Genomic DNA, 17,971 nt, shown 5'->3' with positions numbered 1-17,971 from the left:
TCAAACACCCCTTGTCCTTGTTACATTTTATGCCCGCCTACGAGTTTGGCGCGATGCCTTGCTGTGCCAGCCTCTGTATAGGAAACCGCCCGAAGAAGAGAAGCCGATCCAAAGCGCCTGCGGATCCCATCCATTGTGTAGCCAAGCTTTTTTCTGCGCCATTCATCCAAATCAAATAAGCTCAGCTGCAGCTCATGATCATCCTCAATATTGCTTAGTGACATCGTAATCTTCCGCACCGTTTTCCCTTCATAAAACTGCTGAAATAACTCCAGACAAACATGATAAACATCCATCGTGATATTTGTCGGCCGCTCAATCGTTTTTGAACGATAAAAGCCTCCTCCCAGTTCATCCTTGCTATAGCTAAGCCCAAAGCTGATCGTCCGGGCTGTTTTATGGTGTGCGCGCGCCCGCCTTGTTACTTCTTCGCACATTTCCAGTATCACATTTTTAATTTCATGCTCTTCTTTATAATCTCTTAATAAAATTTGACCTTTGCCAAAGCTAATCTGCCCTTCCATAATCGGAGCCCCAATCTCAGACAAATCCACACCCCATGCATGGAAATAAAGCTGATTGCCCATAATCCCAAATTTCTTCTCAAGCTTTTTCAGATCATAGCGAGCCAGCTGTCCAACCGAAAAAATCCCCATGCTGTTCAGTGTTTTTTCTACTTGACGGCCAATTCCCCACATCTCTCTTAAAGGAGAAACATTCCAAAGCTTCGTTTGCACATCATCGTATGTCCACTCTGCTATGCCTTTGCCTTTTGCTTCGAGATCAAGGCATAGCTTTGCCATCAGCATGTTGGGACCAATGCCTATCGCCGATGGTAGCTGAAATTCCCGTTCAATGTCATCCTTGATCTTTTTGGCAATCGTCATTGCATCTCCCCATAGATGCAATGCACTGTCAACTTTTAAAAAGCTTTCATCCACACTGTACGTATGAATGTCCTCCTTTGGGACATAACGGTTAAATACACGCGTAATTTCAGTCGAAACCCGCAGGTACGTTGCCATCTTCGGCTCTTCAATCCTGATGCGCGGATCGTTCGGAACTTCAAAAAGTCTCGAACCCGTCTTGATGCCGAATTCCTTCTTGACCTTTGGAGATGCTGCAAGTACAACACTTCCCTTGCGCTCATGGTTGCCGGCAATGACGAGATAGCAGTTCAGCGGGTCAAGCCCCAGCATGACAGCCGTACAGCTTGCATAAAAGCTCTTCATATCAATGCATAAGATTTGCCCTTGCGGCAATGAACGATAATCCACCATAGAGGTCCCTCCACCTTGCTTACACTTACAATATATCGCCGAAACGAACATTCGTTCTGTTTATATATACCCATTATGATAAGCGAATATACGTTCGTTTTCAATGGAAATTTTACGACGAATTTCTTATATCCCCCTCTGCTGCCAGACAGAAAGCCGTTATAATAGACAAGAGGTGACATGAAAATGGAGAGACGGTATGTATATAAAATGGTGCAAAGCTGCCTTGGACAATATAACTGGGAGAAGGATTCAATTTCCTGCGAGAGCACAGAATTTACGGAAATTTATGAGAAGGTAATGATAGTAAAACAAGAGGAGCCTGAAACGGATTTGTATGATATTGTCAGCGATATTGTGTATGGATATGTGACGGGTTCGCCGTATTTTTAAAATCTGCTGCATTTTAACGTGGGTTTTTAACAAAATAGCGACTGAGACAATACTAAAATAATATTTCTACAACACGAAAATTCAATGCCGTGGTTTGATTGTTTAAACAAGCCCGTTCCACCTGCGCTTCTGACCCCGTTTTTTCGTGGGATCAGAAGCTTAGCCTCCTCGCAGCAAAGTCCTGCGGGATCTCACTCTTTCCTCTATTGCCCACAGAAGTCGAGTGGCCTCCCGCTCCATTTCACTCATGTTAAAAAGATATATTTTAAAATAACAAACAAAAAACCGAATGATTGGAAAGATGAACTCCTAACCACTCGGTTCTATGATCGTGCTAAATACTTATGTCCCAGCCTCTTTACAAATTATACTCTTCATTCATCCATAACCCATTGAATTTTGTGAGAATCTATAAATTTAGTACTCTCTTTTGTCGACAGATCCAGTATATAAGTATTTCCCACAGAGTCAGCAACGATCCCTTCTAAAATGGTCCCGATTGGCGTAAAATGTTCCATCGAACGATAGACTAAATAGTTTCTATTTGGTGAAAATCCAATAGAGTCATAGCCTGTAAATTTTTCATCATAAATTCCGTTAAATTTCTTTAATACGCTTTCGTTTCCGTTCTCAGAAAGGTAAAGGGAGCCTTTTTTGGAAGTAACAGAAAGATCCTGATTCTCGTTCTGCAGATAGTCCGTGTCCATCTCCATTACATCTGCTTGGAGTACAGTCGGATTGTTTTCTCCTTCTTTTAGGGAAAACAAGCTCCAAGAGCCGTTATTCATTGCAATAAAAGTAAAAGTTTCACTTGCACGATCATAATGAAAATCGATAATATTATGATTAAAATCTCCGTAGCCATCATTTCCATTCCCTCTATGGCTATATACTAACGTTTTATTTTGTAAAGAGGCATCCGATTTAAATAATGTTAATACACCATCTACTCTTTCGGTAAAGTAGAGCGTACCTTCTAAATCAGACAATAATTCTGAATTTGCATTGCGTGAAATAATCTGAAAGACATTTGAGAAAATAACGAGAAGCAAAATAAGCAATACACTTCCTAAAAAACACCTTTTTCTTCACAAGTTCACCTCTTATATGTTCCATATAAATTATCAAAATCCTTACAATAAGTTTACTATAAATACCAAATTTCCCACTATATAAAAATAAATTTTAAATGTAAAAAGACCACATATAAATGCGGCCTTTTCAGGTGAAGTCTATGATATCTTGTTTAACTTCATGATTAGTGCTGCTTGTTTGGAAGCTTTTCGCTAGCGTGCTTCTTTCCTTGACGTTCTTCGTTTTTCTTAGCTTTCTCTTGTCTTTCGTGCAGTTTTTCAACGAATTCATGTGTGTTATCCATGTGAAAGTCCCCCTTATTGGAATTCATTTTTAATGTATCCTGATTGGAGAAGTTCATACAGATGCATTACTTTTTATTAAAGGCACGTTTGCCAGCTTTTTCGAACAGTCCAGGAAAGAGCGCAAATATTTTACTGCCAAGATTCATCCAGCCTGGCAAATTAATTTCACGGACAGGCCGATCCATTGCGGCCACGATTCTTTGTGCAACATAATCAGGCTTCAGCATATACCTCTGAACATTTTTTACATACGTGCCCTCTGTATCGGCTGTTGTAAAAAAGTCAGTTGCGATGGGTCCAGGATTAACTGCGGTGACATGGATGCCAGCGTCCGCTAATTCCATCCGCAGACTGTTTGTAAATCCTAAGACTGCGTGTTTCGTTGCAGAATAAACACTGGATTTTGGTGTCGCAATTTTGCCGGCCTGTGATGCAATATTGACAATATGCCCGCTTCTCCTTGCCCGCATGCCAGGCAGCACTGCGTTTGTGCAAGATATAAGTCCAAAGACATTTACAGCAAACATGCTCTTTACTTCGTCCATCGGCACTTCATGCGCATGGCGAAAAACGCCAAATCCAGCGTTGTTTACAAGAATGTCTACATGACCAATTTCCTTATGTATTTGCTCAAAAACAGCCTGAACTTGATCTGTATCGGAAACATCTAAAGCAAAAACAGATATAGCTGCACCATATTCCGCTTCCCAATCTGCCTTCATTTGCTCAAGCTTGCTGACAGTTCGGGCAAGTAAAACCAGACGGGCTCCCTGCTCTGCACATAGCTCAGCCATTTTAGCGCCAATCCCGCCAGAAGCCCCAGTTATGACAATATGTTTATGTTTTAAGCTCAAAAATAAATCACCTCAATTAGCATAGTAAAGAAACAAGCCAGCAAGCACAGGCCTAGTTAGCCAACGCTCTGATTTTTCTCCTTGTGCAGCTAAATTATCCTTTCACACAAGTATAAAGAAATGCTGATTCCTCTTTATTAATACTAATTTCCCCTAATGCCTGCAAATAGTCAAGCTGGGCAATGGTTTCGGAAAGGGTTAGAGCAAGCTCTTTTTCATAAACAGAGGGAAAAAGACGTTTGCACACTTGAAAAACCGTAAGCGTTTCCTCTTCAAGCCATGCTTTTACCGTCATGGCACGCTCATGCTGACGCTTTAAACGCTTATCAGCCAATTCATTTACATTTTCAATATTTTCACCGTGACCAGGATATACCAAAGAAATCGGCAGCTTCTTTATTTTTTCAAGAGATGTATTAAACTGCAGCTGAGGCTTGGGACGTTCATCACTGCCCGGGAGCGGAGGCTCTAATAATGGATTGGCTGAAATATGTGCAAGCAAGTGGTCACCGCCAATAAAGATTCCATCCTTTTCGCGGATAAAGCCAATATGGCTTTGTGCATGGCCAGGTGTTTCAATGACAGTCCAGCCTTCAAGTCCCGGGACGGAGTCTCCCTCTTTCAGCATGCCTGTTAAAGAACGGCTGCATGCAAAACGCAATGATCTCTTTAACAAAGGAATCATCATTTTATAGTTCTCAGGAATCCCAAACTCTGCAAATAATTTAAAATAAAAATCATCATGTGCCTGCAGAAATTCTTCTGTACGATTAAGCCATCTTTCATTTAAGAAGTGCCCATACACTGGGAGATCCTTAGGGAAAAAATCAAGCATCCCCGCATGGTCTGGATGATGATGTGTCAAAATTACTTGTTCAATATCATCTGGTGTAAGACCCAGCTCCCAAAGCTGGCTTTTCAAAACCTGCCATGCCTCTTCTGTCTTTGGGCCGGCATCAACTAAAGTCATCCTCTCTCCCCTAATAGCATAAACATGAACATCACCAACAGGAAAAGGCGTTGGCACTGTAAGTTTAGCTATTCCATCTTTCCATTCAATCACGATCATCACCCTTTATTATGGTTATATAATTTGCATCCCTCGGGAAGTCTACTGAAAATATTTATTCTTCCGTGTTTCACCTGTAAATTACATTTATGAAATAAGTTTACCTTTCTTCGGAACAATTGTCATTATTTTCACATAATAATAAAAGGTAAGAAGTAAGCATTTACATTTAATTAACCATTTATCCCTTGACAACTTAAGTGGTTTCTTAGATAATCACTGTAAAAATCCACAATATTATAAAAATTGAACACTCCAAACTAGAATCCATATAAAACATTTCTGAAGAACTTCTAAACGGAATACTTGCAGAATACACTAACACCCTAAAACTAAATAAAAAAAGCAATGAATAAGACTAGTAAATGGAAAAGTGCAAAAGAGAGTGAAGCCCATCGGCTGAAAGGCTTCATTGCCCCCTTGACCATTGAACCTGCTTATGAGCTGTCAGGGAAACCTGCTACCGTGATTCGGCGTTAACGAAATTGAGATGCTTTTTACATGCTGCAGGGTAAAAAAGCAAATGAAGGTGGTACCACGGAAGATCAGTCCTTTCGTCCTTTACAGGATGAAGGGGCTTTTTATTTTTATCAAGGAAACGAAAGGAGCAAAAAACATGAAAAAACTTGCGGTTGTAGGTGCTGGATCAATGGCAGAAGCCATTATTGCAGGCATTTTGGAAAGTAACCTTTTACAGAGTTCGCAAATCTATGTGACGAATAAATGCAATCAGGAAAAGTTAGAAGAATTGAGTTCAAACTATCAAGTAAAGACAGGGTATGACATGCAGCAGATCTTTAAAGATGCTGACACCATCATGTTAGCGATGAAACCAAAGGATGCGGCAGAGGCAATTCGTGCGATTAAAGATCATTTAACCTCTGATACGCTTATTATCTCTGTTCTAGCAGGTGTATCCATCAGCAGCATCGAGCAGCTGGCCGAGAAAGAACTTGCGGTTGTAAGAACCATGCCAAACACATCCGCTGCGATCGGAAAATCAGCAAGCGCATTGGCCATCAATGAACGGGTATCAGAACAGCAAATGCAAAAGTGCAAAAAAATCTTTGAAACCATTGGCTTCACTGCGATTGTGGAAGAAAAACAGCTTGATGCTGTAACGGGGTTATCAGGAAGTGGTCCCGCGTATGTTTATTATCTGGCTGAGGCCATGGAAAAAAGCGCAAATGAAATCGGACTTGATGCTGAAATGGCAAAAGGACTCATTATCCAAACGCTGATCGGTGCAGCTGAAATGCTGGCAAAGTCGCACAAAACACCAGAAGAATTGCGCAAAGCCGTTACAAGTCCAGGAGGCACAACAGAAGCTGGGATACAGGTGCTCGAAGCAAATGAAGTGCAGCAAGCAGTGATTGATTGTATTAAAACAGCAGCAGAGCGGTCAAAGCAGCTTGGTGAAAACTTTAGCAGCAAAGTAAAAGTGTAGACGGCAGAGCTGAATTTTTTCCAATTGCACAGCCTCCTGCTATACTGGGATTATTGAATGAAAAAGGAGGCAAAGCAATGAGTACAAAGCTCTTTTCACCAATTACAATTAAAAATATCACGATGAAAAACCGCATTGTCATGGCACCAATGTGTATGTATTCAAGCCATAATGAAGACGGCAAGGTAGAAAACTGGCACCGTACTCACTATACAAGCAGAGCAGTCGGCGGTGTTGGCTTAATCATTATTGAAGCAACAGCCGTAACAGCTCAAGGCAGAATTTCTCCGCAGGATTTAGGCATTTGGAATGATGAACAGGTCGAAGGATTGCGGGAGCTAACTTCATTAATGAAGGAAAACGGTGCTGTTTCAGGCATTCAGCTAGCACATGCAGGCAGAAAAGCTGTCATTGAGGGGGATATTATCGCTCCATCACCGCTTGCCTTTAATGATCAAATGAAGCAGCCGCTTGAAATGTCAAAAGCAGATATTGTTGAGACTGTTGATGCGTTCCGCAAGGGTGCAGAGCGCGCCAAGCAAGCTGGCTTTGATGTGATTGAAATTCATGCAGCACATGGATATTTAATTAACCAGTTTCTTTCTCCTCTATCCAACAAAAGAACAGATGAATATGGCGGGAGTGCTGAAAATCGCTACCGATTCCTGAAAGAAATTATGGAGGCTGTAAATACAGTCTGGGATGGACCTCTCTTCGTCCGTATTTCCGCTTCTGATTATCATGAGGAAGGGCTGACACCTGAAGACTATGTCACGTTTAGTACATGGCTGAAGGAGCAAGGCGCTGATCTAATTGATGTCAGCTCAGGTGCAGTGGTTCCTGCAAGGATACATAGCTATCCAGGTTATCAGGTAAAATTTTCTGAAACAGTGAAAAATGGTGCAAACATTGCAACTGGAGCGGTCGGCCTTATCACAACTGGCATCCAAGCAGAAGAAATCCTGCAAAACGACCGCGCAGACATGATTTTTATCGCACGTGAATTACTTCGTGATCCCTATTGGCCGCGTACAGCAGCCAAAGAACTCGGCGCAGAGATTGAATCGCCAAAGCAATATGAGCGAGGCTGGCTGTAAAATAATTTATAAGCAACTAACTAGATGATTGCATAGATAAACGCACAGTATGAATATAACTGTGCGTTTATCTTATCTCACAGAAATTGTATTACAGTAGCTTCTTTAAGATTTCTAGATTTTCCTCATAAAAGGCAGCATTCTCCTTCATCCCGCGCCGTTTACACCAGCCGATGCTATTAAACGCATCTGTAAATCGATAAAAAGGCAATACCGTCTTTAGATTAATCAATGTTCTAACACTATTGTAGCCGTCTTTATATGCTTTGTATTTCGCAGAGTCCAAACTTAAAAAATCACGGTATAGTTTAGTGAAATCAATTTCAGTGGAACCAAATCGTACACTTTCAAAATCAAGTATGCCTGAAACCTTATCATCATTTACGATAATATTAGCTGGGCGAAAGTCCATATGTATGAAGCTTGGTCCATCTGGTGAAGGAAGATCCTGCTTCATTTTCAGAAACCTTGCGCTGGCTTTATTGTATAAATCATTATCCAGCACTTCTCTTACATCCTCAGCAAAACTATTAAATTGCTTTTCAATAAAAAGCGGCCAGTCTGGAAATTCATTTTTCAAACCAGTCAGCACTTTTCCAGGAGGAGGCTGCACGGAATGCATTTTGGCATGAATGACTCCCACCTGAAAGGCAACTTGAGGTGAAGCTTCCGCAGTTAATACACTTCCCTTTAGTTGTGATAATAAAAAAGCGCCAGGACATTCCTCATCTCCAGGCCAATAATCAAGCATTTCTGGAATAGCAACTTGACCTTTCAGAATTTCATAGGCCTCCAATTCCCGCTGAAATTTCAATTGGCTATAGGGAATTTTTATAAAAATATTCTCTCCATTAAGAAGTGTACACTTATATACGGTCGAACTAAAAGAATCAGCAACCTCATTAACAGACAATAGCTGCAAACCAAATTGGCTGATTATTTTGTCTAACATTCAATGATCTCCTTTATTCCCTCAACAGGTGTAATGCTAAATGTTCTTCTTATAAAAGAAGTTATTTGGAGAAGCAGCTCAGCCGAAAAAAATCTGTAAAAGCCATCTAAATTTAGATCCCTTTACCGCCCATTGTTTTTAGCGTGCTGATTCTCTCCATTCCAGCAATAATTGGTTTAGCTCTGCTTATTAACGTTTGAGTTGCTTCAAGCTTTAGAGACGCTTGATGAGCGTTTTCGCTGCTCCACACTTCATACACGTATACACAATCCGGTTCGCTGTCAGCCGTGTTCACTAGGTAGATTTCGCAATCATCCAAATCCCTCATGGACTCTGCTGCTTCCAGCAATATTTCCACCATTGTGTCACGTTCGCCTTCTTTTACAGTAAACTTGCCAAACAAACTGTATTTGCTCATAATAGGCCTCCTTATTTTGACTATCGCAGTTTGTTTCTCCAAACAAATCAAATATCCTTTAAAATATTATTTCTTTTTTGTAAACTTTGTTGCTTTAAATTTCAATTATTCGGTACCAGGAAACCAAATAAATCAAAAAACGCACCAATTCTACAGAATCGGTACGCCTTCAGGTTAAAATTTTAAATGACTCCTAGCACATCCAAAAATACAACAATAATAACGAGTGGAACAACATAACGAATAAGGATAAACCAAACCTTAAACAGGCCATGTAATGATTTTGAACCTTGAACGACTTCGCTTGTCAAAAGATCCTTTTTCATTTTAAAGGATACAAAAATAGAGATAAGGAAAGCACCAATTGGCATGAGTATATTGCTGACAAGGAAATCAGCACTGTCAAAAATGGTTTTTCCAAAAATCATAAAGTCTGATAAAACACTATACGATAGTGCCGACGGAATACCGACAACAAATATCGCGGCTCCCATCAGCCAGGCCATTTTCCCTCTCGCCTTGCCAGCATTCTTGCTTGTTATAGCCGCAACTACAATCTCCAGCATTGAAAACGCAGAGGTAAGCGTAGCAAACAAGAACAATAGAAGGAATAAAAGTAAAAATACTTGCCCAAACATAAGTTCATTAAAGACAGATGGCAAAACAATGAACAATAGTCCTGGACCTTGTTCAGGTTCAAATCCTAGCGAGAAGACCGCTGGAAATATCGCTAAACCAGATAGAAGTGAAATAAATAAATTCATTCCTACAACAGAAACAGCCGGCTGCACAAGGCTCTCTTTTTTCGATAAATACGAACTGTAGGTGACCATCACCGATACCCCAACACTTAAAGAGAAGAACGATTGACCCATTGCATAAAGAACACTTTCAGAAGTAATACTTGAAAAGTCTGGCTTTAAAAAGAAAGACACACCTTCCATTGCATTCTCCAATGTTAAAGAGCGTACAATCAAAATTACAAATAAAATAAATAAAGCAGGCATAAAAACTTTATTCATTTTCTCGATTCCATTTTTCACTCCTCTTGATATAACAAGAACGGTTAATATTAGAAAAAGAGCTTGAGCTCCGATCGCTGTGTATGGATTTGAAACAGCTTGATTAAACAATTCCTCATAACCATTCTCATAACTGCTCCCCACTCCGGTCACTGCATAATACAAATACTGAATAATCCAGCCGCCAATCACACTATAAAAAGACAATAAAAGGAAACAGGCAAATACCCCTAAATAGCCAATCCAATGCCATTTCGTATTGGGTGCAATTTGTTTATATGCTGAAATGGCTTCTTTGCCAGTGCTTCGTCCCACGATAAATTCTGCAAGCAATAGCGGCAAACCAATTAATACAGAAAACAAGATAAATAAAAGAATAAATGCGCCTCCACCGCTCATTCCCGTTACATATGGAAGCTTCCAAATCGCTCCAAGCCCGATGGCTGAACCTGCAGAAGCTAAAATAAACCCAATTCTTGATGACCATTGCTCATTCTGCTGCATGTATTTTCCTCCTTAATTTTCCCTATATCAGTCATAAGCCTCTTCTTAAAATAAAGACACACTTTTTCACGCTTGCCGATTGACTAGCCTGCAAAGGTGAAGCCAAAGGCCTAGTTGTACTTATCATTCTTCTAAATTAGCAACCTAATTTCGTGCTGCTAATTTCTAATTTATACTTTTGAAAACACAAAAAAGCCACATGATTCCTGAAAGGGACGTGCATAAATTGCACGCGGTACCACCCTTTTTGAAAGCATGTGACTTTCCACTCGAAAAATATAACGGTTCATAAACCGCCTTGTCTAAAAATAACACGCTCGTATAGACAAGGAAAGCTCAAAGAGTGAAATTCATCTTATTTATGTGCCGAACTCTCACCAAACGCCGGCTCTCTATAACAGGGAAATAAGACTTAATAGGATTCTTATCATCGCTTAAATCATATGAGGTTTTAAAGTATAAGTGTGATTATAGTATGGAGTGCAGTAAGAGTCAATGATAAAATTTTGAAAATATTCGATTCTATTAATAAAAATACATGCCAGACTTGTTGCCCATTTATATAAATAGATACAATAAAAGAATTATTTCAGAATCATGTTTTACAAAATATATTTGGCAATCAGCTTATCCAGCCTGCGGATATCTACTTTTTTGTTTAGATTCAATTTAAAATGCCCCGCTCTAGTCCACAGCTCAAGCTCTGCATTAAAGTCGAGCCTGCCAGCGTTTTCGGTGGAATACATCACAATTGATTTAAAAGGAATTGTATAAACCTCTGTTTTCTTGCCTGTGATTCCTTGGCGATCCGCAATCATCAGCCGTTTGTTTGTAATGACGGCAACATCGCGAATTGTTTTATATGCTGTTTCCGCATATTCACCATCAACCAATAATTGCTGAACGTCTTCAGGCACCGGTACTTCTTCATGAAAGGTCCAAGCCATAATTGTATTCATTTCTGCCATAAATCAAGATCCCTCCCGTAACTATCATATTTATGCAGCACAACCTATTGACTACAGCTATTTCTCCCACAGTCTGCGCAGTGCCGCTTGCTCATTCTCTACAGTAATTTCAAATACATCTGGATTGCTCATCTCCATATGCTCTTTAAAACCAATCTTCTGATCAAAATAACGAAGCAGCAAAGTGGTTAGATTGCCATGACTGACAAGTACAATATTGTTTACTTCCAGTTGTAAGATATGCTGAATCATCTCTTGAGCTCTATTCATGCCAGAGGCTTGTGATTCTCCCCCTTCATACACAAGGTCGAAATCATCAAAACTCTTCTGTAATTTGTCCTGCCAATCCGGAAACATTTCTGAACTAAGGACCCGCTCCCCCAGCCTCGCATCCTCTACAATTTGCAATCCGCGTTCTTGTGCAAGAGGTTTAATCGTTTCGATTGCACGAATAAAAGGACTGCTGTAAATGACTTCAATCTGCTTATCTTTGAAAAAGGTCTTAAGCAAATGAGCCTGTTCCTTACCGCTATCTGTAAGCTTTGCTTCAAAATCTTGACCATCTGCCTTTGCATGTCTTACAACATAAATGGTTTTCAATGGATCTGCTCCTTTTTCGCTTCGATATGGATTTCTTTAAAATCTTCAGAAATGACCGTGTTTGGGAAGAGTTCCTTCGCTTCTTTTTCAAGTGTTCTCCAGTCGCTTCGATCATAACGGGAACTAATATGAGTTAAGCATAACATTGAGACATTAGCCCGCGCGGCGATTTCGGCTGCCTGTGTGGTGGTTGAATGAAAATAGTCATATGCCAGCTGCTCTTCTCCGGCAGAAAACGTTGCTTCATGAATTAATAGATCTGCATTATCTGCTAGCCGAACTGCCGCTTCACATTTTCTTGTATCTCCAAGAATAGCCAGCACCCTTCCCTTTTGATCAGGACCAATATAATGATGCGGGTCTATAATGCGGCCATCCTCAAGTTCAACTGGCTCTTTTTCTTTAATTTTTTTATAAATTGGACCTGGCTTTATTCCGTCCTCTAACAGTTTATCGGCCAGCAAAGTGCCCGGGCGATCTTTTTCCGTTACCCGGTAACCGTAGGAAGGGATTCCATGCTCCAATAACTCTGCTTCCACTTTAAACTCATCGTCTTCGAATACTGTTCCCTGTTCGATTTCAACGATGGAAAGCGGATATTTCAGATAGGTTTGACTGATTGCAAGCGAAATTTGTATGTATTCCTTCAAACCCTTAGGACCATATACAACGACTTCCGATTCTCCGCCTTGAAAAGATCTGCTTGAGAGAAGACCAGGAAGGCCATATATATGATCACCATGCAGATGAGTGATGAAAATTTTCTCAATTCTCCTAGGCTTTATGCTCGTATGTAAGATTTGATGCTGTGTCGCTTCTCCACAGTCAAAAAGCCAAATGGCTCCCCTTTCCTCGAGAAGTTTTAAGGCAATTGCCGTCACATTTCGAGGCTTTGCCGGGACTCCTGCTCCTGTACCTAAGAAAAAAATGTCCAACTAAAACTCCTCCCTTGTACCTTTCTCTATAATCATCATACTATAATTACAAAGGCATTTCACGGCAGTGTCACGGATAGTTCATTAGATTATGCAAAAACTAAGATCATAATGGTTGCTGTTTTTGCAAGAAAAGGCTAAAATTTTATACTTGAGTGGGTACATTATTTTAGGCTAATAAATTGTCATACATATACCACAGCCAATTTTAATGAAAAGAGGTACGGCCTAAATGAAACATACGGAAAAACCAGCCGGGTTAATTATGATTTTTGGGGCAACAGGTGACTTAGCCAAACGAAAGCTGTTTCCTTCACTATACAGGCTATATAAAAAAGGAAAACTCTCCAATCAATTCGCGGTCGTTGGTGTTGCTCGCCGGCCGCTTACGAACGAGGAGTTTCAAGCAAGCGTAAAAACATCCGTTGAGAATGCCATTGAAGATCACAAAGACCTCCAGGACTTTGTCTCTCATTTTTATTACCATTCCCATGATGTAACAGATTCAAGTTCCTACCAGACATTAAAAGGGATCGCATCTGATTTAGATCGCCATTATTCGTTAGAAGGGAACCGGATTTTTTACTTGGCAATGGCACCTGAATTTTTCGGAACAATTGCTGAGCACTTAAAAACAGATGGCTTAACAGACGTTTCTGGATTTAAGAGACTGGTTATCGAAAAACCATTTGGTCATGATTTGGAATCAGCGAAAGAGCTTAATGAGCGTATTCGAAAAGCATTCTCTGAGGACGAGATCTATCGAATTGACCATTATTTAGGCAAAGAAATGGTTCAAAATATTGAAGTTATCCGATTTGCTAACGCCATCTTTGAACCGCTCTGGAATAACCGCTATATTTCCAATATCCAGGTAACATCAAGTGAAGTGCTTGGAGTGGAAGAACGCGGCAGATATTATGAAACAAGCGGAGCGCTGCGCGATATGGTGCAAAATCATATGCTGCAAATGGTTGCCTTACTGGCAATGGAGCCGCCCATTCGCCTTAATACAGATGAAATCCGTTCTGAAAAGGTAAAGGTTCTTAGAGCCATGCGCACCATTAAGGGCGACGAAGTCAAGGATTCATTTGTGCGCGGACAATACGGAGCTGGAGAAATGGCTGGGAAATCTGTCCCAGCATACCGCGAAGAGACGATGGTAAACCCAGAGTCTAACACAGAAACATTTGTAGCAGGCAAGCTCTTAATTGATAACTTCCGCTGGGCTGGCGTCCCATTTTATATCCGAACAGGAAAAAGAATGGCTGCAAAATCAACGAAAATTGTCATCCAGTTCAAGGATATACCGATGAATTTGTACTATGGTACAGAACAAACATTAAATCCAAATTTACTTGTCATCCATATTCAACCTGAAGAAGGCATTACCTTATATCTAAATGCACAAAAATCAGGTCAGAACATGGAAGCAACACCTGTTAAGCTTAACTTTGCGAACAAAGGGCCTGCAGGCATGAACACACCTGAAGCATATGAACGCCTGCTTTATGATTGCATGCGCGGAGATGCAACTAACTTCACTCACTGGAACGAGGTTGCCCTTTCATGGAGCTTCGTTGATAATATTTCAGATGTTTGGGAAAACACGAAAGCAGAAAACTTCCCGAATTATGATTCTGGAACAATGGGCCCGCGCGGAGCAGATCTTCTTCTTGAAAAAGATGGGTTCTTCTGGTGGCCAGTGACGGATTTAGATGTGGAGAATTGTTAAATTTTTATCTGCATAATGGGGACAGCACGCTTATTTACTGAAGCGTGCTGTTTTTTGTGTTTTCTTTTCCCCAAGCAAACCATTTGAAATAAAAGAGAAGAGTCTATTATAGTTACATTGTAAAAATTCATTTTTGGAGGGATTATCCATATGGCAAAGGTAGCATTTCTTTTAGCCGGCGGTTTTGAAGATTCCGAAATGAAAAATCCTTATGAAGCAATCAAAGAAGCAGGTCATGAAACAACGTTTATCGGGCTGGAAAAAGGCGCTGTTTGTGATGGAAAAAAAGGCACAGTTTCCTACACTGCTGAATTATCTTCTTCAGAAGCGAACGCAAGTGACTTTGACGGTGTTGTTATTCCAGGCGGGTCAGCACCAGAAGCATTGCGGGTAGATGAGGATGTTGTTCGTTTTGTGAAAGAACTGAATGGACAAGGCAAGTTAATTTCAGGCATTTGTCATGGACCACAAGTCATGATTAGTGCGGATGTTCTAAAAGGCAAAGCTGCAACATGTTACATAGGAATTCGCGATGATGTAAAACTTGCCGGAGCAGAATACAGAGACGAAGAAGTAGTCGTTAGCGAAAATTTCGTAACATCACGTACACCTAAAGATGAACCCGCTTTCATTCGCGAGATTTTAGCGAAGTTATCATAATATAGACACCTAAAAAAGATACGCAGATTGGTTTGCGTATCTTTTTTGTTACCCAAGAAATACACACTCTGTCTTAAAAGACAAAAACTCCCGGTGATGAACATAATTGTTCACCACCGGGAGTCTGAATGATTATTCCATCCAATTTGTATGGAAAACTCCTTCTTTGTCAACACGCTGATACGTGTGTGCACCAAAGTAGTCACGCTGCGCTTGAAGCAGGTTGGCAGGCAATGTCTCTGTGCGGTAGCTATCGTAATAAGCTAGAGCTGCAGAGAAGCTTGGCACTGGAATACCATTTTGGATTGCAACACCAATAATTTCACGAGTTGCTGATTGATAGCCTTCCACAATTTCCTTGAAATAAGGATCAAGAAGAAGATTTTTCAAGCCAGCATCACGATCATAAGCATCCTTAATTTTTTGCAGGAATTGAGCTCGAATAATACAGCCTCCGCGGAAGATCATCGCGATATCACCATATTGTAAATCCCAATTATATTCTTCAGAAGCTGCACGCATTTGGGCAAACCCTTGAGCATATGAACAGATTTTGCTCATATAAAGTGCTTTTCTGACTGCTTCAATGAACGCTTTTTTATCACCTTTAAATTCCTGTTGTTCAGGGCCCGAAAGGATTTTGCTTGCATGTACACGTTCCTCTTTCATTGCAGAAATGAAACGGGCAAATACAGACTCAGTGATGATTGGAAGCGGCACACCAAGGTCGAGAGCACTTTGGCTTGTCCATTTTCCTGTTCCCTTTTGACCAGCTGTATCTAAAATAACATCAACTAGCGGCTTGCCAGTATCTTCATCTTTTTTCGTAAAAATGTCAGCTGTAATTTCGATTAAATAGCTATCTAGCTCGCCTTTATTCCAATCAGCAAATACTTCATGCAGTTCATCTGCATTTAAACCGAGGACATTTTTCAAAAGGAAATATGCTTCAGAAATTAACTGCATATCTCCATATTCAATCCCATTATGGACCATTTTCACATAGTGTCCGGCACCGTCTGGACCAATATAAGTTGTACAAGGCTCTCCGTTCACTTTAGCAGAGATATCCTTGAAAATAGGAGCCACAAGTTCATACGCTTCCTTTTGACCGCCTGGCATGATAGAAGGGCCTTTTAATGCTCCTTCTTCTCCGCCGGATACACCTGTGCCGATAAAATGAATGCCGAGCTCGCTCAGCTCTTGATTACGGCGCTGTGTATCTGCGAAAAATGTGTTTCCGCCATCGATTAGGATATCTCCTTTATCTAAAAGAGGTTTTAATTGTTCAATTGTTGCATCTGTTGGTCCGCCAGCTTTAACCATTAGCATAATTTTACGAGGCTTTTCAAGAGAATCAACAAATTCTTCCATTGAATATGTACCAGTGAACTGTCTGCCCTCTACTTCACGCAGCATTTCATCTGTTTTTTCTGATGAACGATTATAAACAGAAACCGTATAGCCTCTGCTTTCAATATTCATTGCGAGATTTTTTCCCATTACAGCTAAACCTATGACACCAAATTGTGATTTTGCCATATTTTATATCTTCCCTTCTAACATGATACATAATGAATGAATCCCACTTTACTTTAGCAATAAGACATGTAATGTGCAAATAAAAAAGAGCGTAATAACAGCTATTCCAAATTTTCTTTGAATGAAAGCGAATACAAAAAACCGACTACTCTTTTAAAGCAAAATAATAAAAGATATCCGTTTCTTAACTTTTGCTATTTTAAAAAGAAAAACTCCTATAATTGAAATATTCTTGATCCTAAAGGGATTTTAATTTTGATAACATTTAAAAAATCTAAGTAAATCTATAGAAAAAAACCTTTAAACTTGAAACAAGTTTAAAGGTCTCTGCAGATCAAATTTTATGAGAAGGATATTATATTCATTGCTCTGGTTCCAGCTGTTAATGAAGTTATATTTGTAAATGTCTGAGGGGCAATTCTTAGTTGATACGTAAATGTTCCTGCTGCGCCAGGCTGATCTATAAATGTTGTATTCGGCAAATATATATCTGTTCCTGCGCCACCTTGGAATGTCCTTGACACTTCGAAAGCTGCAAGTAGTGTGGTATTTCTGTAGAGCCGAATAAAAAATCTAAGTGCTTTGGTTCCCGACATTGTAACTGCATTAATTTGGGCCGAAGTATCTATTTTCAGTCTAGCAGTAGGAGCTGTCACAGTAACAGGAAGAGTCAATATAGCTGTTTCCGCACCCTGTGTAAGAGTAATTGGTACGGGTGTTGATGATTGGGTGAAGTTTAATATGGATCCAGCCCCTGGAGCCCCAGTGGGACCCGTGGCTCCCGTTGGACCTACTTCTCCGGCGGGACCGGTTGCTCCCGTTGGACCCACTTCTCCGGTTGGACCGGTGGCTCCAATTGGGCCTGCTTCTCCCGCGGGACCCGTGGCTCCGATTGGGCCTGCTTCTCCGGCGGGACCCGTGGCTCCAATTGGGCCCGCTTCTCCGGCGGGACCCGTGGCTCCAATTGGGCCCGCTTCTCCAGCGGGACCCGTGGCTCCAATCGGACCTGCTTCTCCAGCTGGGCCTGTGGCTCCCGTTGGACCTACTTCTCCGGCGGGACCTGCTTCTCCGGTTGGACCCGTGGCTCCAATTGGACCCGCTTCTCCGGCGGGACCC

At 40.8% G+C, this 17,971-nt stretch carries 17 protein-coding genes, 1 pseudogene and 2 other annotated features; of the genes and pseudogenes, 5 read left to right on the top strand and 13 right to left on the bottom strand.

Annotation, left to right across the window (positions count from 1 at the left end; translation table 11 throughout):
* Nucleotides 1-20: 20 nt before the first annotated feature.
* Entirely contained in the window at nt 21-1,280 is a 1,260-nt protein-coding gene (locus B7E07_RS08005) for a Y-family DNA polymerase (RefSeq protein WP_080845334.1), read from the bottom strand.
* 186 nt (nt 1,281-1,466) lie between these two features.
* On the opposite strand from B7E07_RS08005, the gene B7E07_RS08000 reads away from it, so the two are divergent.
* On the top strand, nt 1,467-1,673 hold the full coding sequence (locus B7E07_RS08000) for a YqzH family protein (RefSeq protein WP_080845330.1): 207 nt from the start codon (nt 1,467-1,469) through the stop codon (nt 1,671-1,673).
* 374 nt (nt 1,674-2,047) lie between these two features.
* On the opposite strand, the gene B7E07_RS07995 is transcribed toward B7E07_RS08000, so the two are convergent.
* The 4 genes from B7E07_RS07995 to B7E07_RS07980 form a co-directional block, all read right to left on the bottom strand.
* A complete protein-coding gene (locus B7E07_RS07995) occupies nt 2,048-2,734 on the bottom strand; it encodes a hypothetical protein (protein WP_080845327.1) in 687 nt (228 codons plus the stop codon).
* 197 nt (nt 2,735-2,931) lie between these two features.
* The gene (locus B7E07_RS07990) at nt 2,932-3,051 is read right to left on the bottom strand and encodes a DUF4023 domain-containing protein (RefSeq protein ID WP_066443905.1); all 120 of its coding nucleotides are present in this window, start codon (nt 3,049-3,051) and stop codon (nt 2,932-2,934) included.
* Nucleotides 3,052-3,117: 66 nt separating this feature from the next.
* Entirely contained in the window at nt 3,118-3,906 is a 789-nt protein-coding gene (locus B7E07_RS07985) for an SDR family NAD(P)-dependent oxidoreductase (RefSeq protein WP_080845325.1), read from the bottom strand.
* A 94-nt stretch (nt 3,907-4,000) separates the two neighbouring features.
* Nucleotides 4,001-4,969 carry an MBL fold metallo-hydrolase gene (locus tag B7E07_RS07980; protein ID WP_139785593.1) on the bottom strand — a complete coding sequence of 323 codons (969 nt, stop codon included), beginning with the start codon at nt 4,967-4,969 and terminating at the stop codon, nt 4,001-4,003.
* Between the two features lie 345 nt (nt 4,970-5,314).
* Nucleotides 5,315-5,540: a binding site (T-box leader), on the top strand.
* A 51-nt stretch (nt 5,541-5,591) separates the two neighbouring features.
* Between B7E07_RS07980 and proC the strand changes: the two genes are divergently transcribed.
* Nucleotides 5,592-6,422 carry a pyrroline-5-carboxylate reductase gene (gene proC, locus B7E07_RS07975; RefSeq protein WP_080849142.1) on the top strand — a complete coding sequence of 277 codons (831 nt, stop codon included), beginning with the start codon at nt 5,592-5,594 and terminating at the stop codon, nt 6,420-6,422.
* A gap of 77 nt (nt 6,423-6,499) precedes the next feature.
* A complete protein-coding gene (gene namA, locus B7E07_RS07970; RefSeq protein ID WP_080845321.1) occupies nt 6,500-7,519 on the top strand; it encodes an NADPH dehydrogenase NamA in 1,020 nt (339 codons plus the stop codon).
* A 91-nt stretch (nt 7,520-7,610) separates the two neighbouring features.
* Here namA and B7E07_RS07965 read toward each other — a convergent pair whose 3' ends face one another.
* From B7E07_RS07965 to rnz, 6 genes are all read right to left on the bottom strand, one after another.
* Nucleotides 7,611-8,471, bottom strand: coding sequence for an aminoglycoside phosphotransferase family protein (locus B7E07_RS07965; RefSeq protein WP_080845320.1), 861 nt, complete (start codon nt 8,469-8,471; stop codon nt 7,611-7,613).
* Nucleotides 8,472-8,583: 112 nt separating this feature from the next.
* Complete coding sequence (locus B7E07_RS07960; protein ID WP_080845318.1) at nt 8,584-8,889, bottom strand: putative quinol monooxygenase; 306 nt, start codon at nt 8,887-8,889, stop codon at nt 8,584-8,586.
* A gap of 182 nt (nt 8,890-9,071) precedes the next feature.
* A complete protein-coding gene (locus B7E07_RS07955) occupies nt 9,072-10,415 on the bottom strand; it encodes a sodium-dependent transporter (protein ID WP_080845316.1) in 1,344 nt (447 codons plus the stop codon).
* A 208-nt stretch (nt 10,416-10,623) separates the two neighbouring features.
* Nucleotides 10,624-10,855 (bottom strand) — a binding site (T-box leader).
* 162 nt (nt 10,856-11,017) lie between these two features.
* Nucleotides 11,018-11,383, bottom strand: coding sequence for a PH domain-containing protein (locus B7E07_RS07950; protein ID WP_080845315.1), 366 nt, complete (start codon nt 11,381-11,383; stop codon nt 11,018-11,020).
* Between the two features lie 57 nt (nt 11,384-11,440).
* Nucleotides 11,441-11,983 carry a histidine phosphatase family protein gene (locus B7E07_RS07945; protein ID WP_080845313.1) on the bottom strand — a complete coding sequence of 181 codons (543 nt, stop codon included), beginning with the start codon at nt 11,981-11,983 and terminating at the stop codon, nt 11,441-11,443.
* Nucleotides 11,980-12,918 carry a ribonuclease Z gene (gene rnz, locus B7E07_RS07940; protein ID WP_080845311.1) on the bottom strand — a complete coding sequence of 313 codons (939 nt, stop codon included), beginning with the start codon at nt 12,916-12,918 and terminating at the stop codon, nt 11,980-11,982. Before rnz ends, B7E07_RS07945 begins: the two co-directional genes overlap by 4 nt.
* 232 nt (nt 12,919-13,150) lie before the next feature.
* Between rnz and zwf the strand changes: the two genes are divergently transcribed.
* Entirely contained in the window at nt 13,151-14,653 is a 1,503-nt protein-coding gene (gene zwf, locus B7E07_RS07935) for a glucose-6-phosphate dehydrogenase (protein WP_080845309.1), read from the top strand.
* Between the two features lie 150 nt (nt 14,654-14,803).
* A complete protein-coding gene (locus tag B7E07_RS07930; RefSeq protein ID WP_080845307.1) occupies nt 14,804-15,313 on the top strand; it encodes a type 1 glutamine amidotransferase domain-containing protein in 510 nt (169 codons plus the stop codon).
* A gap of 132 nt (nt 15,314-15,445) precedes the next feature.
* Here the strand turns inward: B7E07_RS07930 and gndA are convergent, their stop codons facing one another.
* Both gndA and B7E07_RS24905 read right to left on the bottom strand, forming a co-directional pair.
* Entirely contained in the window at nt 15,446-16,855 is a 1,410-nt protein-coding gene (gndA, locus tag B7E07_RS07925) for an NADP-dependent phosphogluconate dehydrogenase (RefSeq protein ID WP_080845306.1), read from the bottom strand.
* Nucleotides 16,856-17,196: 341 nt separating this feature from the next.
* A pseudogene (locus tag B7E07_RS24905) lies at nt 17,197-17,971 on the bottom strand (NTTRR-F1 domain); the annotation flags it as partial.

It is taken from the genome of Cytobacillus gottheilii (assembly GCF_900166665.1).
Classification (GTDB): Bacteria; Bacillota; Bacilli; order Bacillales; family Cytobacillaceae; genus Cytobacillus; species Cytobacillus gottheilii_A.
This window is presented reverse-complemented; position numbering and strand designations above follow the sequence as displayed.

Excerpts from the sequence above, each read along its gene's own strand:
- B7E07_RS07955 (WP_080845316.1), bottom strand. The coding sequence starts at position 10,415 with ATGCAGCAGAATGAGCAATGGTCATCAAGAATTGGGTTTATTTTAGCT.
- B7E07_RS07960 (WP_080845318.1), bottom strand. The coding sequence starts at position 8,889 with ATGAGCAAATACAGTTTGTTTGGCAAGTTTACTGTAAAAGAAGGCGAA.
- B7E07_RS07950 (WP_080845315.1), bottom strand. The coding sequence starts at position 11,383 with ATGGCAGAAATGAATACAATTATGGCTTGGACCTTTCATGAAGAAGTA.
- B7E07_RS07965 (WP_080845320.1), bottom strand. The coding sequence starts at position 8,471 with ATGTTAGACAAAATAATCAGCCAATTTGGTTTGCAGCTATTGTCTGTT.
- zwf (WP_080845309.1), top strand. The coding sequence starts at position 13,151 with ATGAAACATACGGAAAAACCAGCCGGGTTAATTATGATTTTTGGGGCA.
- gndA (WP_080845306.1), bottom strand. The coding sequence starts at position 16,855 with ATGGCAAAATCACAATTTGGTGTCATAGGTTTAGCTGTAATGGGAAAA.
- namA (WP_080845321.1), top strand. The coding sequence starts at position 6,500 with ATGAGTACAAAGCTCTTTTCACCAATTACAATTAAAAATATCACGATG.
- B7E07_RS07990 (WP_066443905.1), bottom strand. The coding sequence starts at position 3,051 with ATGGATAACACACATGAATTCGTTGAAAAACTGCACGAAAGACAAGAG.
- B7E07_RS07930 (WP_080845307.1), top strand. The coding sequence starts at position 14,804 with ATGGCAAAGGTAGCATTTCTTTTAGCCGGCGGTTTTGAAGATTCCGAA.
- proC (WP_080849142.1), top strand. The coding sequence starts at position 5,592 with ATGAAAAAACTTGCGGTTGTAGGTGCTGGATCAATGGCAGAAGCCATT.
- B7E07_RS08005 (WP_080845334.1), bottom strand. The coding sequence starts at position 1,280 with ATGGTGGATTATCGTTCATTGCCGCAAGGGCAAATCTTATGCATTGAT.
- B7E07_RS08000 (WP_080845330.1), top strand. The coding sequence starts at position 1,467 with ATGGAGAGACGGTATGTATATAAAATGGTGCAAAGCTGCCTTGGACAA.